Source organism: Lacinutrix sp. C3R15, assembly GCF_018860825.1.
Taxonomy (GTDB): Bacteria; Bacteroidota; Bacteroidia; order Flavobacteriales; family Flavobacteriaceae; genus Oceanihabitans.
The window spans coordinates 94,878-112,231 of the sequence record NZ_JAHKPZ010000034.1; the positions used below are offsets into that span (position 1 = coordinate 94,878).

Annotated in this window: 14 protein-coding genes; 3 read left to right on the forward strand and 11 right to left on the reverse strand. The window is 31.2% G+C overall.

The window, feature by feature from the left end; all coding sequences use genetic code 11:
- Positions 1-59: 59 nt before the first annotated feature.
- Complete coding sequence (locus KO494_RS12600; protein ID WP_215967972.1) at positions 60-506, reverse strand: DinB family protein; 447 nt, start codon at positions 504-506, stop codon at positions 60-62.
- A gap of 44 nt (positions 507-550) precedes the next feature.
- On the opposite strand from KO494_RS12600, the gene KO494_RS12605 reads away from it, so the two are divergent.
- Entirely contained in the window at positions 551-1,783 is a 1,233-nt protein-coding gene (locus tag KO494_RS12605) for a multidrug effflux MFS transporter (RefSeq protein ID WP_252730390.1), read from the forward strand.
- 69 nt (positions 1,784-1,852) lie between these two features.
- Here KO494_RS12605 and KO494_RS12610 read toward each other — a convergent pair whose 3' ends face one another.
- Positions 1,853-2,911 carry a proline iminopeptidase-family hydrolase gene (locus tag KO494_RS12610; RefSeq protein ID WP_215967973.1) on the reverse strand — a complete coding sequence of 353 codons (1,059 nt, stop codon included), beginning with the start codon at positions 2,909-2,911 and terminating at the stop codon, positions 1,853-1,855.
- A gap of 118 nt (positions 2,912-3,029) precedes the next feature.
- Here KO494_RS12610 and KO494_RS12615 point away from each other — a divergent pair, with 118 nt between their 5' ends.
- Together KO494_RS12615 and KO494_RS12620 are read left to right on the forward strand one after the other, a co-directional pair.
- Entirely contained in the window at positions 3,030-4,937 is a 1,908-nt protein-coding gene (locus KO494_RS12615) for a DUF294 nucleotidyltransferase-like domain-containing protein (protein WP_215967974.1), read from the forward strand.
- Between the two features lies 1 nt (position 4,938).
- Entirely contained in the window at positions 4,939-5,574 is a 636-nt protein-coding gene (locus KO494_RS12620; RefSeq protein WP_215967975.1) for a PolC-type DNA polymerase III, read from the forward strand.
- 157 nt (positions 5,575-5,731) lie between these two features.
- Here KO494_RS12620 and KO494_RS12625 read toward each other — a convergent pair whose 3' ends face one another.
- The 9 genes from KO494_RS12625 to KO494_RS12665 all read right to left on the reverse strand — a co-directional run bounded on the left by KO494_RS12625 (position 5,732) and on the right by KO494_RS12665 (position 17,219).
- Complete coding sequence (locus KO494_RS12625; RefSeq protein ID WP_215967976.1) at positions 5,732-6,439, reverse strand: hypothetical protein; 708 nt, start codon at positions 6,437-6,439, stop codon at positions 5,732-5,734.
- 149 nt (positions 6,440-6,588) lie between these two features.
- Positions 6,589-7,764 carry a hypothetical protein gene (locus KO494_RS12630; protein WP_215967977.1) on the reverse strand — a complete coding sequence of 392 codons (1,176 nt, stop codon included), beginning with the start codon at positions 7,762-7,764 and terminating at the stop codon, positions 6,589-6,591.
- 376 nt (positions 7,765-8,140) lie between these two features.
- Positions 8,141-10,360: a multicopper oxidase domain-containing protein gene (locus tag KO494_RS12635; RefSeq protein WP_215967978.1), complete on the reverse strand. Its 2,220-nt coding sequence runs from the start codon at positions 10,358-10,360 to the stop codon at positions 8,141-8,143.
- Between the two features lie 5 nt (positions 10,361-10,365).
- Positions 10,366-11,229, reverse strand: coding sequence for a DUF3347 domain-containing protein (locus tag KO494_RS12640; protein WP_215967979.1), 864 nt, complete (start codon positions 11,227-11,229; stop codon positions 10,366-10,368).
- A 90-nt stretch (positions 11,230-11,319) separates the two neighbouring features.
- Positions 11,320-11,688: a hypothetical protein gene (locus KO494_RS12645; protein ID WP_215967980.1), complete on the reverse strand. Its 369-nt coding sequence runs from the start codon at positions 11,686-11,688 to the stop codon at positions 11,320-11,322.
- Between the two features lie 633 nt (positions 11,689-12,321).
- The gene (locus tag KO494_RS12650) at positions 12,322-13,023 is read right to left on the reverse strand and encodes a hypothetical protein (RefSeq protein WP_215967981.1); all 702 of its coding nucleotides are present in this window, start codon (positions 13,021-13,023) and stop codon (positions 12,322-12,324) included.
- A gap of 157 nt (positions 13,024-13,180) precedes the next feature.
- The gene (locus tag KO494_RS12655) at positions 13,181-14,416 is read right to left on the reverse strand and encodes an ATP-binding cassette domain-containing protein (RefSeq protein WP_215967982.1); all 1,236 of its coding nucleotides are present in this window, start codon (positions 14,414-14,416) and stop codon (positions 13,181-13,183) included.
- A gap of 206 nt (positions 14,417-14,622) precedes the next feature.
- Positions 14,623-15,765, reverse strand: a complete 1,143-nt coding sequence (locus KO494_RS12660; protein ID WP_215967983.1) for an alpha/beta hydrolase-fold protein — start codon at positions 15,763-15,765, stop codon at positions 14,623-14,625.
- A gap of 131 nt (positions 15,766-15,896) precedes the next feature.
- Positions 15,897-17,219, reverse strand: coding sequence for an APC family permease (locus KO494_RS12665; RefSeq protein WP_215967984.1), 1,323 nt, complete (start codon positions 17,217-17,219; stop codon positions 15,897-15,899).
- Positions 17,220-17,354 lie beyond the last annotated feature (135 nt).

Genomic DNA, 17,354 nt, shown 5'->3' on the forward strand with positions numbered 1-17,354 from the left:
TGAATTTTACACTATTGAAAAGCTGTATTGGTTTAATATATCATTAAAAAATGGATCTTTTAATTATCTAGCAAACGTCTGTGATAATTTATTTGTCCTAAATGATACGAAAGATGCATAGTAAGATGTACTAAAAAATATTCGGTAGTCATTGTATCTTCAAAAACACGTCGCTTATATTCTTTTTGTAAATCTTCTTCTGTTAGGTTTTTCAAAGTATTTTCAACTACTTTAACAGTATCTTTTATTTGTTGAATTAATTCTATTCTAGGAATATCTTTTAGTGAAAATTCTAAATCTCGTTTTCTTATGTATCCTGTGTTTCCTAGTGCTGCTCCAATAAAAGCATTTAAATTACCTACTAAATGAAGACATAAATTTCCTGCAGAATTTTTAACGTCTCCTTGCACTTTCCATATATTTTTTTCACTAGAATAAGCCTCTAGTTCTGCTATTACAGCATGTAAGTCTCGCGTATAAAGTTTTACTAAGGTTACTAACAACATAATTAATATTTTATTAAGAAATGAAAAGCAAAAATAGCTATTAAATGGCTTACTTTTGCAGCATGCAAGAAAATCAATCTGTAAAATTAGAGTTTATAGCCTTAATGGCGTCTTTAATGTCTATAGTAGCTTTAGCTATAGACGCTATTTTACCTGCAATGACTTCTATAGGAATTTCTATTAATAGTTTTGATGCAGTAAATAACCAACTTTTAATAACCATGATTTTTCTTGGTTTAGGGTTTGGACAATTATTATTTGGACCATTATCAGATAGTTTTGGAAGAAAACCAATAGTTTACTTAGGCTTTACAGTTTTTACCATTGCTAGCATGATATGTGTACTATCACCAAGTTTAGAATGGATGGTGTTTGGTAGAATATTACAAGGTGTAGGTTTAGCTGCTCCAAGAACAATTGCTATTGCTGTTATTAGAGATATGTATAAAGGGGACTACATGGCTAAAATCATGTCATTTGTAACTACCTTTTTTATTTTAGTTCCTGTAATTGCTCCTGTAATGGGAAAATTTATATTAAACCATTATAATTGGAAAGGTATTTTTTATGTACAACTAATTATGGCACTTTTAGTAAGTATCTGGTTTTGGAAAAGACAACCAGAAACACTAAAGCCCGAATACAAAATAAAATTTAGTTCTCATGTGTTTATTGATGGCTTAAAAGAATTACTAAAATATAAAGAAACCATTGGTTTTACTATTATTTCTGGTTTTATTTCTGGTGCTTTTATTGTGTATTTAAGTGCATCACAAGTTATTTTTGAAACCCAATATGGTTTAGTAAATGAGTTTCCGTACATTTTTGCTGGATTGGCTGCTGGAGTTGGATTATCTACTTTTTTAAATGGTAGTTTTGTTATGCGTTTAGGCATGTGGCGCTTATCATACATAGCAATTGTAGTATTTAGTTTAAACGCACTAATTTATGTATTGCTTTTTTGGAGTTCTACTACAAACCCTCCATTAGCTATAATACTTTTATTTATGGCGATTCAGTTTTTTACCATTGGTTTTATTTTTGGAAACTTAAGAGCTATTGCCATGGAGCCTATAGGCCACATTGCAGGAATTGGTGCTGCCATTACTGGGTTTGTTTCTACAATCATGGCTGTACCAATAGCTAATTATATTGGTAGTTTTGTAAAAGATACTGCCTTACCTCTATTTATTGGTTTTACTGTATTTGGCACGCTTTCTTTTTTAATTTTTATTAGAATGCGTGTGTTACACAAAAGAAATCTAGCTACTGCTTAGTAATCTAAGCTTGCAAGCTATACCTTTTATAAAAGTAGAAACTCTCTAAACAATACCAGTAACAAAACACTAAAACGCACCAGCATCTACATCTTTAATAAAGCGTATTAACCCTTTAAAAAATACTTTCTGGTCATCAAATTGCGATAAATGACTTCCGTTTGGGCAAAGTAAAAATCGTCCGTTTTGCACTTCTGTACTTATCCATTTCATATGTTCAGGATCCATAGTATCATGCGTTGCACCAATAGTTAATGTTGGTACTGTTATTTTATGTAACTTTTTGGTAACATCCCATTCTTTAAGTGTTGCATCTCCTTTTATACCAAACTCACTTGGTCCTTGCATGGTAACATATACTTCTGGATTTAAATGTTTAAACCCTCTATTAACAGGCTCTGGCCAATCTGCAACAGGCATTCTAATCACATGTTCTGTATAATAATTATTTACAATAAGTTCTAAATACCTAGGGTTACTATAGTCTTCGTTTGCTTCATATTGCAGTATCTCTTTTAAAACTTCTGGTTTCATTTTTGGCGCTAACACTTGGTCTGAATATTTTTGATATTCTGGAATAGAAGCCACCATATTCGATATTATTAAGCCTTTTAAATTTTCTTGATATTTTAAGGCATATTGCATTCCTAAAATGCCTCCCCAAGATTGTCCGTAGAGATAAAAATTATCTTTATTTAAACCCAGAGCAATACGTACCTGCTCTACTTCTTCTACAAAACGGTCTAAATCCCAAAGCGATACATCTTTTGGCTGGTCGCTGTAATAAGAACCCAATTGATCATAGTAATAATACTCTATATTTTCCTGCGGAAAGTAGCCATCAAAACATTCATAAATTTCATGTGTCATTCCTGGTCCTCCATGAAGCAACAATACTTTCATGGTAGGATTATTACCAACACGTTTGGTCCAAACTTTAAATTCTCCCTTAGGAGTTTTAATGGGAATCATTTTAATTCCTCCTAAAAACTGATCGCCTTTTTGAGGTTCTAAATATTTTTCTGCAGTAATATTAAGTAGCTCTGTATCCTGACCATGCTCGTGTTTTTCTTTACAATTAAAACAAAATAAAACAAGCAAACTTAGTAATGCATAATTAACTTTCATAATAAATGGCTTTAGCATACTAAGTTAGTTAAATTATTTTTCAATTTAACTATAGTAATTTAGCAAATACCTGATAATTAAGCGAATATTACTGCCTGATTTTCTATAACTTAGTACAATGAAGAATACCATTGCAGAACGCATTTTAGATTTCTTAAAAGGCTTCCCTCCTTTTGATGCATTAACCTATGAACAGCTGTTAAGCATTGCAACACAAGTACAAGTAATGTACGTAGAAAAAGACAGCTTTATATTTAAACAAAATGAAGATTTGCACGATTCTTTTTATGTTGTAAAAGATGGTGGTATTGGTATTTACAGAGAAAATATTTTGGTTGACCAATGTGATGAAGGCGATATTTTTGGACTACGCGCTTTAATAAGAAAAGACAAATATTTACTTAACGCCAAAGCTATTGAAGAAAGTATTGTATACAGTATGTCTTCTAAAGTACTAGAAGAAATACTTATCACGAATACAAAAGCTAATCGGTTTTTAATTGCCAGTTTTGCTACCAATACGCGTAATCCGTATTCTGAAGAAGACAAAGGAACCCTCTTTGCTAACGAAGATATATTACTACCAAACAGCAATAGTTTTACCGAAGTGCAGTCTGCCAACTTCTCTAAAAACCCAATTGTTTGTGCAGCATATACCTGTATAAAAGAAGCCTCTATAATAATGAGTACAAACAAAATTGGCTCTATTATTATTACAGAAAACCAAAAACCTATTGGTATTATTACAGACAAAGATTTACGTAATAAAATTGCAACAGGCCTGCATACCATAACCGAAGAAGTAGAAACCATTATGTCTGCTCCTGTAATTACATTTGCACCAACAATAACGGTTGCCGAAGCGCAAATAGCCATGTTAAAACACGAAATTTCGCATTTGTGTATTACTACAGATGGTACACCTAACACAAATTTAATTGGCATACTATCTGAACATGATATTATTGTTATTCATGGTAATAATCCTTCGGTATTAATTAAAGAAATTAAAAGAGCAACCACTGCAGAAACGTTAAAGTATATACGAGAAAAAGCGCAGCTGTTGTTAAACAATTATATAGAGCAACATATACCAATTTTATTTATAGCTAACGTTATTTCTGCTATAAACGAAGCCATTACCAAACGCATTATTACCTTAAGCATTACAAAAATGCCTACAAAACCTCCTGTTGCTTTTGCTTGGCTAGCTATTGGTAGTCAAGGTAGAAAAGAACAATTACTACTTACAGATCAGGATAATGCATTGGTATTTGAAGATGTAACAGAAGACCAAAAAGAAACCGTTAGCTCTTATTTTATTACACTAGCTAAAGCTATTAACCAGCAACTTAATATTGTTGGTTTTGCACTTTGTCCTGCAAATATGATGGCTAGTAACCCAAAATGGTGTTTAAGTATTACAGAATGGAAAGCGCAATTTAAAAACTGGATTACACATCCTGATGCCGATAAAATCATGCTTTGTAATATATTTTTTGATTATGCATTAGTCTATGGAAAACAAGAATTAGTCTCAAAAATGTCTACTAGTATTTTTGAAGCTATTGATAGCTATGAGATTTTTTTAAATTTCATGGGACAAAATGCCTTAAAAAACCCTGCTCCTTTAAGTTTTTTTAGAAACTTTTTGGTAGAAGATTCTGGTGAGCACAAAGACCAGTTTGATATTAAAGCTCGTGCTATTATGCCACTTGTAGACGCTGCACGTTTACTAGTACTTTCTCATAATATAAAAGATGTAAATAGCACCATAGCACGTTATAATAAACTAGCAGAAATAGAACCTCAAAATAAAAACTTATACCATTCTTGCATGAATGCATTTAAAATTTTACTGCGTTTTAGAACCCAACAAGGATTAAAAAATAAGGATTCTGGACGTTTTATAGACCTACAAAGCCTAAGCAAAGCAGACAGGTTAAAATTAAAAGGATGTTTTAAACCTATAAAAGAAATACAAGAGCTATTAAAAACAAGATTTAAACTTTCACAATTATTATAAAATGGGTTGGTTTACACGCAAGACATATCCTGATTTTTATAACGCTTACGCGGAAAGCTTTAAGCAAAAAAATAAGCCTCTAGAAAACATACGCTTTGTAGTATTTGACACCGAAACCACAGGGCTAAACCCTAAAGAAGATTTCATATTGTCTATTGGTACAGTAACCATACAAAATTTTAATATACATGTAGCAGATAGTCTAGAATGTTATATACAACAAGACAATTACAATGCAAAAACAGTAGAAATACATGGTATTTTAAAAGCAGGATCAATTGGTAAAATAGAAGAAACCGAAGCTATAAAACGCTTTTTAAAACATATTGAAGGTGCTGTTTTGGTTGCTCACCATATTGCATTTGATGTCGCTATGATAAACCAGGCTTTAAAACGAATGGATTTACCAAAACTTAAAAATAAATTAGTAGATACAGGGCAACTTTATAAAAAAACAAAATATGTAAAAGACCACAAACATTATAGTTTAGATGCCTTGTGTACTACTTTTAATATTAAAATGCACGATAGGCATACAGCCTCTGGCGATGCATACTTAACAGCTATAATTTTTTTAAAGTGCTGCGCTTTACTAAAAAAGAAAAAAAACAGAAACCTGCGTTTGCGTGATTTTTAAATTTAGTTTTTTACCTTTTACCTCAGGAAAGGGCTTAATTATGCCTGACATGTTTGTGTGTGGTTAGTGGCACGTTTAAGCACCAAATTTAGCAAATACAAACCGAATAGAAAATCCGATAGGATTTTTGTAAGTAGGCTAGAACTAGCAATTAATTTTACACGAAGTTGTAGGTAGTATATGCATCATTAAGAATCAAATTATTCTGATTTATAAACGATTCAATTTTTTTCATTGACTCTTTGGAATAAATATAAAACCAAATTTGTCCAGAATAATGAAATGAAAAAACTGTTTTCAAAGTCTCTGAATAGAAAAAGTTGTTGCCGTAATAATTTGATTGAACCAAATTGAAATAGTTGAGTAACATTTTTTCCAATTCAGAATAGTCAGAGACTAAAATTCCACCACTATAATTTGAGTCTCCGATAAACTTTTTAAAATTGGAATAAGCAGTTTTTGTTGAAGGATGGTGACGTTCAATTTTTTCATGAAACCAAGGTAAATTAAACAAAGGAATGAAAGTATATTCAATCTTATTTTCTTTGGCAAATAACGTTAATATTTTACTCAAGTATACAATTTCATCTTCATCGGGAGGTGAGTCAATCACAATATTGCATATCATCTCAAAATCTTGTTTCTTAATATCGTCAGTGATTTTTTTAAATTCGTTAATTTCTTTATCTAATATTTCGTTCAATTCATTCTGCGAATAAAAGCGATCGGTGTCAGATTTTTCATCATAATATTCACCTTCCTTTCTTGCAGCACTTTCAGAAGGATACCTTGTGTTTTGCCAGCCAGATATGAACGATGCAAATATTGGATCTTGAAGGACTTTTTTTCTGCTTAAATATTTCATCTATATATTACCTACAACGGTTTTGTATATGATACGTTGCGTGTATGAGCAACTAATTTAGCAAATAAAAACTGAATAGAATATTCCGCAGGAATATTCGTAAGTAGGCTAGAACTAGCAATTAATTTTACACGGTGTTGTGTGTAGTGCTATTCCGCTAATTTAGTTCTCACTATTTTCCATTTCCCGTATTGATATTCTAAAATCAGTATTTGTTTCCATCTTCTTGAAGTGTGCAAAGGATCGCTTGCATAATAATCAGCAAAAACAACTGCTTGATCATCAAAAGCATTTTCAAGTCTTACTTCATAAATAGTAACATAATCAATTCCACCATAAGCATCAGTTGACGAAAACCATTTATAACCACCGTTTTTATTCCAGCTTGGATTATTAGTTAATGAAAATGCATTATAAAATTCTTCATTTCCTAAATGTTTTAAAAAACTCTTAACAACAGAGGTCGGGCTATCTTTTTGGTCGCTTTCGGTAATTTTATTATTAGATATTAGACTATTACTTAAAAACCCTATGAAAAATCCATCATCAACTTCTACTATAATTTTTGTCCAAGAGCTATAAGTTGAATTGTCAATTATTCGAATTTTTTCGTTCCGCTCAATTGTAGTTAGCACGTTTGTTATTGTTGTCGGTCCTAATCTCAAATTGGCTTTTCTTGCAGAAACGTATTTACTTGGTAAAGCATAAATTTTTGAAACATCTATATCAAATATCTCATTTACTGTTGCTTTGTTGTCATCATTATCTGAAAATTTTTCTTCTGTGTTTTTTAGACTTTTCATTGAAGAATTTTCATTTATTGTAATATAATTTACATATCCAACTGTGCCGTTTGATATTACCTTATAAAACCCATTGTCATATTCAATTACCTTAACACTACTACCTTTTTTTAATGGACGAATTGCGTCGTATTGTGATGGTGTTCTCCATAGTTGACCATAGGAACTTGTAGTAGTATAAATGGTACTCGAATTATATGAACTGTTTGACGTACTCGATGATGTATTGTTATATGTTGTTTTAGGATAACTTGTAGTGGTAGTTGAATATGTGCTTGGTGTATAAGTTGAAGATGTATTATTGTCAGGTGTAATATATCCGGCTTGCCCTGTATATGGATTCGTATTTCCTCTCGTTGAGAAATTATCTCTATTTGTACTGTTAGGCGCAGTTCGATAATGAGGCTTTACATAAGTACCATTACTTCTATAATATCCACTAACATAAACGTGATTTGGATTTGTTTGCGCAAATGAAAATAAGAATAGAAAGAAAAATAGAATTGTAAATACTTGTTTCATAATTTCATTTGTTTTTTTCGCATTACACACAACGGTCTTGTATATGAAACGTAGCGTCTAAATAAACGCTAACTTTTCGGATTATGCACGAGCCAAATTTTTATTTTTTCTATTTATCTTTTAATTTTCTAAATATACAAAAATAAAAATTTGGTGGACTTCGAAAATACACACAAACCTCTCGAAAGGCCTGTAATAGCTATGTTTTATATACGTTGTTGTGCATAGTGCTTTTCACCTTCTGCTTGGTTTTCAGATGTTTTATTTCAGTTCGGAAGTGTGTGTTTGCAAGACATACTCTTTTACAATTTTTGGCGTAGCATTGGCTGTAGCGAATTGCAAATGTGTATGGCTTTCAGCGTTGGAAATTAAGATGCTAATAGTTTAATGTTGCTCCAAATCCAATACCCATATCACTATCGTAATGTGTTGAAATCGCTATATTTCGAGTTGTGATATACTTAAATCCAGTCATATATTCCTTGTCAGTATTTACCATAAAAGCCCAACGTAATCTTGGTGTTAAAGGAATATCCTCTCGCATTAATTGAAAGCGTACATTTCCATCAGAAAATACTTCTCCTTGTAATTTTACAAGCATTGGCAACGTATATTCTGCTCCTAAACTCAAAACTGCTCGTTGGTCTTTTGTATTAGTTTGTCCAAAAAGATTTTTTTCAATTTCGCCATTTTGTTTTCTGTATCTCCAATCAAAACCAATAAATGGCATAAACCATTGGTTTTTTCCAATATATCGTCCAATGTGTGTTTCGGTTTCGTAACCGTGTCCATCGTGATAGCCTAAACTCCATTCCGTTCCAATACTCCAACGTGTATTTTGTAACATTGCCATTCCATCGTTTCCGTTTGTTGCAAAGTCATTTTCAATCATAAAATGAAATTTGTTACTTTCTGCTTGTAATTTTTTATAAGCCCATTTTTTATCTGGTAGATTTGGGTTTACGTAGTCACCTGTTGAAAATACTCTATTCATTCCAGCCATCATATGATATAAAATATGGCAATGAAAAAACCAATCGCCTTCAGCATTTGCTGAAAACTCAATAGTATCGGTTTCCATTGGCATTATATCTAACACGTTTTTAAGTGGTGCATATTCTTCTTTCCCGTTCAACACTCTAAAATCTTGTCCGTGAAGATGCATTGGATGTCGCATCATTGAATTGTTATAAAGTGTTATCCTAACATTTTCACCTTTCTTGATTAAAATTTTATCACTTTCTGAAAGTACTTTATTGTCCATACTCCAAACGTAACGGTTCATATTTCCAGTCAATTCAAATTGGATTTCTCTTACTGGTGCATCTTTTGGCAATGTTGTTGGCTGTGGTGCTTTTAACATTCCATAATTTAAAGTTACAATATCTTGGTTTGTTTTCATTGAATGATTGGAATGGTCCATTTTGTCGTCCATTTTCATTTCAGAATTTCCAGTAATTTCAGGATACATAACAGTATTCATATCCATTTTTTGTAACGACATATCCATTCCCATATCATCCATACTTCCGTCCATATTCATCATATCGTTCATCATTTTCATTCCTTCAAAATATTTTAGTTTTGGCATTCTGCTTTTAAGCTGAATTTTTCCATTTCCTAAATATATTGAAGCAGAATTTGTTCGGTCTTCTGGTGTTGCCAAAAACTCGTAAGCAATATCTTCGTTGGGAATTGTAACCACAACATCGTAAGTTTCTGAAACTCCAATAATTAATCTATCTACTTCTAAAGGTTCAACATCATTTCCATCATTGGCAACAACTGTCATTTTTCCACCTGCATAATTCAGCCAAAAATAGGACGAAGCTCCACCATTTGAAATGCGTAAACGCACTTTTTCTCCACCTTTAAATTGAGATAATTGACTTTCGTTTTTTCCGTTGATTAAAAACTTGTCGTAATAAACATCGCTTACATCCATTGCTAACATTCGTTTCATTTCATTACCTAATTTGGTTTTGAAATGCCCTGCTTTTATGGCTTCGGAATAACTTTGAACTGTTCCTTTTTTAATCGCAGACCAATCGTTTGCATTGTGCAACATTCGATGTACATTTTCGGGTTTAATATCTGTCCATTCGCTCAAAATTATCGGAACTTCTGGTAAATCGTCAATTCCTTTTCTAAACGTTGGGTCGTCTTTTTTCTTTAATAAAACTAATGAGCCATACATTCCAATTTGCTCTTGTAAACCACTATGACTGTGATACCAATGTGTTCCGCTTTGAATTATTGGAAAACGATAGGTAAATGTTTCGCTAGGTTCAATTGGCATTTGCGTTAAATACGGAACACCATCTTCTTTGTTTGGTAGAAAAAGTCCGTGCCAATGTAAAGAAGTACTTTCTTTTAATTTATTATGAACCACAATTTCCGCAATATCTCCTTCTGTAAAAGTCAATGTTGGCATCGGAATTTGTCCGTTTACAGCAATTGCTCTTTTTTCTTTACCAGAATAATTTACGATTGTATCTGTAATGGTTAAATCGTAATTGACAACATTTTGAGCATAAGCAAAATGACTTAACAGCATTCCAAAAAACGCTGTTAAGTTTAATTTTATATTTTTCATTTTGACTAATTTATTGTTTCAACAGTTTTACCACAACTCAACATCATTGAACCATAATAAGGGTTTTTTACTTCTTTTTCTTTGCTCAACCAGTTTGCACCTTTTCCATCATTTGCCATTGGACAATGTTGGTAATATGTTGGTGTTTCTTGTTTTGAAATTTTAATTAATTTATACATAGATTCAGAAAGTGAAATAAAAGATGCTCTTTGTTCTTTTGTGTCTTTTGAAGCTGAAATTGAAGTTGTTTCTGCTTTTAGGTTTTCTAAAACTTTCATCCAAACCATATGAACGTCCATTTTTAGAGTTTCCATTTTCACTTTATTAATTGCAGAAAGCAACTCTGTTGCTTTTGCTGATGCTGTATTTCCATCTGTTTTTACCAAAGCATCTTTTACAGAAAAATAAGTATCGAAAACTACTGAAAGTGTATTTGTCTCTTGCGTTTCGGTCATTTCGTCAGAATGCATAGAATGGTCTTTTGTTTCCATTTCCATTTTTGTTTCGTCCATTTTGGCAATTGTTTTTTCAGCTCTTTCGTATTGGCAACAACCTGCTAAATTAGAATAAGTGTCGTTTGGTGCTAAAAAAATATCGCTGTCATAACCTGCTAAAGCAATACGTTTTAATATTTTTTCTTTTGAAGTTTTCAAACTGTCGTATGAAATAGTTGCCATTTTGGTTTCCTTGTCCCAATTTACAATAGATTGGTTTTTCAAATTTCCAGCTTTTTCAATTGTGCTTTTGCACATTCCACAATTACCGTAGATTTTTACAGTTTCTGTTTTTTGATTTTTTGTTTGTGCATTACACGATGTGAATGATAACAATACAATGATTGCTACCAATATTTTTGATATTGATTTCATTTTATAAATTTTAAATTGTTGTAAAAACTAAAGAATACAAGCCGTAGGCTTGTTTTCAAAAAGACAGACCTTTGGCTGTCAAAAAGGTTTTTAGCTTATTTTTGGCGGTTGCCAAATGGAAAGATATACTGCTTTTGGTTTGTTTTGAACGTAAGTCCATTCGTTAACCAAAAGTTTGAAATTATTTGAATTAGAAAATTCAAAATCGTTGAATGAAACAGAAATGTTTACGACAATTGGGCAATGACAAGAAGTGTTGTCACAAGCACCATCACAACCATCATCGTCTTTTTCTCCCTTATCGCAACACGATTTTTTTTCAGAATGGTCGTCTTGTTTTTCGCAAGATGTTTTTTCAGTTTTTTCTTTGTCAGAAGTTTTTCCGCACGCAAATGTTGTACTGGTTGGAATAACCAATAATATTAAAAAGAGGATTAATATTTGCGTTTTGTTTTTCATAAAATTCTACAGCAAAGGTAATAAAAATTTCAATTGGTTTCTATTTTCGTGCCTCGGCAGAAACAGCTCTTTTATTTTTTAAGCATTGGCTTTTCGCGTTGGCAAAAAAATAAATGTGCTGTTTGAGCGTTGGATTTTTCAGAACTAAATTTGATGGTTTGCACGATTTTCCGCATTATGCACAACTAATTCATATAACTACAAAACCCATCGTTTAAAACCTTATGAAACCGCATAAGTGTGTATTATATGTTTCTATATAAAATGTTATTTTAACTGGTTTAGGGTATAATTAATTAATAGCGAGAGCAATATAAAAAAATACTTTTTTTTAACAATAAAAAAACATAAATATTTTCTTACAAAGAGAACGCTCTTGTTTTTAAGAATTAAAATATTTGTTTGTGCTTTACAACGGTAAGATGTTATACAATAGTAACACCATAAGCTCCACAAAAACACAAAAAAAGTCTTACAGATTAATGTAAGACTTGTAATAAATTATTTTTTTAACGGTTTTGTATATGGTTACGCTCTTTATTTAGCAAATAAAACCAAATAGAAATTCCGATAGAATTTTAGTAAGTAAAACTGTAACTCGCAATAAATTATATACATTATTGCAGTTCGTTTTTATACGTTTTCAATTTCAAAAGCTTTTAAATCTAGTGTTACATGCGGAAGTATTTTTGGTAAAAATCGTTTTATTAATTCATGATATTCCGTCTTCTCTTTAAAGAGGTAACTGAGCTGCCAATAATGAAATCCCTTTGCTTGATAAGCCAGGTTTAAATATTCTTCTATGGTAATTTCCATATTATAAATAGCAGCTGCATCAGTATGTACCAACCAAATATTATCAACTATTTCATCTCCTTCCCTTTTTAAACAAGCCGTTAGGCTCCAACAGATATCAAAAGGAAAGAAATCATCTTGGTTTTCTTCTTTATTAGATAAAGTATGGTAAAAAGCTTGGTCTCTGCAAAAATTTGGATTAAACAAATTTTCGGCCTTTGTTATATTTATAAATCCACTTAAATATTCATGTACAACTCCCCAAGTATAATTGTTGTTTAAATATTTTTCATTAAGAAACGTATCTTCTTTAAATTGTTTGGTGTTTTCTTCGGTTTGCTGCAATTCCCAAATAATCTCAACTCCAGAAGTTTGATTATATAAATCAAGAATGCTTTTAGGTAAATTAGCGTTATTATTAATAATTCCTTTTGGTGGAAATGAATATGTAGCTGGTGTTTTAATATTTACTCCATGTTGAAAAGCATAGCCTATTTCTTGTAACATTCTGGTCAAAAAAACTTCATTTATATTAATCATACTTTTAACATTTAATTTATACCACTATAAAGTTTGGTTGGAGTTTATCTATTTTTAGTAATCTACGTTGTTGTATTTGGTTTATTGCGCTGTTTAATCACCTAATTTAGCAAATAAAACAGAATTGACATAGGTATAAGCAAAATCTCACTATATCTTATTTTTGTATACCAACAGAACCCTTTGAAGAAGATTGAAGCGCAAAGGTAAAATTGGGATGTATATTAGGCTCATCACGATGTGATACAAACAAAATACTGGTATCACTTTCTTTTGCTATTTTGTTTATTAGTGCAGAAATAAGTGCTGCACCTTGATCATCTACATTAATTAATGGTTCATCTAATATTAATAAAGGAGGATGCTTAATCATAGCTCTTGCTATTAATATTAAGCGTTGAATAGCTGGTGATAATTTAAGAAAAGAGGTGTTCTTTTCTTGATTTAAATTTAATACGTCTATCCACTGAGCAGCTGTATGTATTTGTGCCGTAGATGGTGATTGGTATAAGCCAATACTATCAAAAAAACCCGAAACAATCATTTGCTCTACGGTATAGCTTCTTTTAAATAATTCTAAAATAGCAGGGCTAATATATCCAATCTTCTGTTTTATATCCCAAACGCTTTCACCACTACCTTTTTTCTTACCAAAGAGATATACCTCTTGGCCATAAGCCTTGCTATTGTTACCATAAATCATAGATAGTAACGTCGTTTTACCAGATCCATTAGGGCCAATTAAATGCCAAAACTCTTTTTTCTTAATGGTCCAGCTGATATCTTTTAAAATGGAACGATTCTCATAATTTACATTTACATTTTTAAGCTCTACGAGCACTTCTGGAATATTTGTGTACTTTGTTATTGCCGCTGGTATATCTTTATCAAAAACAAACTCACTTCTTTTAAAATTATAATCTTCAATTGGCACTAATGCTTTGAGCTCCTCTCTTTCAAAGGTAATAATATGTGTAATTACTGGTAATAAATCATCCTGTCTGTTTAATATAAACACGAGAGGCATCTCTTTAGATAAAGTAATTAACTGTTGTTTTAATACAGCTACAGATTCTTTGTCTAGCGCTTCGTAAGGATTGTTTAATACTATAAAATCTGGGTTTTGTTGCAGTAAATAAGCTAACAATGCTTTTTTTTGTTCACCAGTAGATAATGTTCTGAGACTTCTGTTTATTTCTGATGTTAACTCAAAATTATCGTGTTTTTCTTCCTCTTCAATATATTTTTCTAAAACGGAATTTGAAAATAAAACCCCTCGCTTTCCTTCTAATCCTGGTAATTTATAGGTACCACTCAATAAATGAGATAACCAATACTCTTGTGGTGAACGTGTGGTATCTTCAATGGCATAATGTTGATGTGATGGTTTCATTATTCTTGTTATAAGTGTTTTACCTTTGACTTATTCTTTAATTTATTTTTGTCTCACCTTTAAATATGGCTACAGGTTATAATTGAATTTACGCTGCTAATTTATATACCATATTGGGTGTTTTAGACACTAAAACTAGCAAATACACAGGGATTTCTGAGAGAAAATTCCGTCGCAATAAACTATAGCCATTGTTAGCAAACGTTTTATTCTATTTCTTTTAAAATTTCCTTCTTTTGAGAATTGGTATAAAATTCTGATTGATTAAGATTTTTTATCAGCCTTTCTTTAGTTTGTTTAGTGTCTAATTTTAGTTCTTCTTGAGCCCATATAATATTTAGATATCCTTCAGAATAGTTTGGGTATTCGGTTAAAAGAATTTCCCAAACCGTAATTGCTTTTTGATATTGTTTGTCATTGTAAAATTCCCAACCTTTCCCATTTAAGATGCCAATTGATGGACGTAACTTTTCACCATAATGATTTTCAATATTTTTTGAAGCAATTTCTAATGCATTAATATTTTTATTGCTTATGTCAAAAAACAGGTGTACCTGTTTACTCCAATATTCAAAAACTTCGTAAATGGCTATTGGTGCTATTAAGCCTGGTGTTACATTATGATAAGCCTCTGGTAATAGAATTCCTTTTGCATTTATAAATTTATTATCTATTAATTTTAATGATTGTTCCATAATCTCAAATTCTTTGGGGAAATCATTTCCTATACCATATCTATAATACTTTGTTTGTTTTCCTTTATATGAATTGACTTTGATTATTGAGTCAGTGAGATTCATATTTTTTTGAGTAGTAAAAAATGGGCTCAACGAAATGACAGCATTTAGTTGATGTAGTCTTTTTTCAAATAAATAAGTAGTTAAATATCCATATCTTGAATGTCCAATTAAAACTCTAAACTTACTTGCTTTATAATTTTTATCAATAAATGGAATTAATTCATTAAATATAAAAAGCTCATTCTCTTTAGCCTTACCTATAGAATTTGTTTTTTTATGTAGAGTCTCTTTTGTGCGCTTCATTTGTTGAGAGTTAACACTAACAATAATTGAAGCTGGCATTTGGTCATTAATAGTCAAATAATCAATGGTGTTTATGATAAATTGATTACTTCTTTTATTCTGTCTGTCAAATATTATAGTTAAAGGATATTTTTTTTCGATATTTTGTTGCCAATCTTTTGGTACAATTACAGAGATGCTTTTATTGTATCCTAAATAAGATGATGATATAGTTGTATCTGCAATCTTTTTGTAGCTTTCATAATTTTGAGAAAATATTTGAATAGTACAAAAAAGGAATAATAGGATTAGTATTTTTTTTTGCATAATTATTTTAATGTTTACAACGGTTTTGTGTATGATTCCGTTGCGTGTTTGAGCAACTAATTTAGCAAAAACAAACCGAATAGAATATTTCGCAGGAATATTCCTAAGTAGTCAAAAACAAGCAATTACTTTTACATGTTGTTAGCCAAAGTTTTTTTATGGGATGAAAACCTCCAAGCTCCAAATGCGAGTAGAATATAAATTATAATTATTGCTGCCATTTGTTGCCAATTGTTTGTCAATTCATAATATAGAATTAATATTCCACCAATACTCAATCCGATTATGGATAGTATTGTCAAAAAAGTTGATGAATTCGTTTTTTTTCGAATTTTAAAATTTGCAATTGCCATTAATAATGAAACTAATAGAAAGGTAACACTCCCAAACTCAAGAATTAATTCTAATCCGCCAATTGAGATTAAAAGACAAGAAATTACTGCCATAGCAATAATTGCATTTTGCGGACTGTTATTTTTTCGGATAGATAAAATTTTAGGAAAATATCCATCTTTAGCTATTACAGACATTTGACGAGAAGAGCCAAAAACTGTTCCACTAATCGCACTACTTGTAGCCAAAATTGCACCAAATATAACAAGATTTGTACCTAATGAACCCAAAACATTTCCTGCACCTGATGCGAGAGCAAACTCTTTATTTTTAATGATTTCTTCTGTAGGTATCGCAAACAAAGCACCCATTGCAATGACTACATAAATTATGACAGCTAAAGAAATTGCGCTATAAATTGCTCTTGGTATGTTTTTTTCTGGATTAGTCATTTCGTTGACTGCATTAATTACTAATTGAAACCCTTCAAAAGCTACAAAAGTTAATGAAGAAACTATTAAAATTGAAAAAACACTTGATTGCTCTAAATCTGAAGCCATATTCTCAATGAATGTATTAAAATCAGTTGTTCCGTGGGTCATTAATACAATTGAGATAATTGTTAAAACTACAAGTTTGGTATAAACCATTAAATCTTCAATTTTTCCCATTCCATTTACGCTCCAAATGTTTATTAAAGTAAAAATTGCAATAACTCCAATTGCGACACCTTTTCTTATCCAAATATTATCAGCAAAGTTGGTACTACTAATTGCATAGGATGAAAATGTATAAGCATATAAAGCCAATGTACTTATGTAACCGAAAATAATAAACCAACCTATTGCAGAAGCAGAAAAATTTGATTTTGAATAGGTTTTTTTGAAAAAAGAATATGTAGCTCCTTCATCTTTGTAATAAAGCCCTAATTTTACATATGAATAAGCGGCTAATGCTGCAATTAGTCCACCAATAATTATTGCAAATGGTGTCAGGTTTCCAATTAACGAAACTGAAATTCCGAGTATTGTAAAAATTCCACCTCCAACCATTCCACCAAGAGCAATTGCAATTAATTCTGCTAAACCTAAATTCTTGTTTCTTCTCCTGTGTTGTGTCATTTTCTAAAATTGGGCATAACGTGTTTGTATATGGTTTGTTGCGTGGTTTAAGCAACTAATTTAGTAAATAATTACCGACAAAGAAAGTCCGCGAGGACTTTCGTAAGTAGGCTAGAAGCCAGCAATAAATTATAT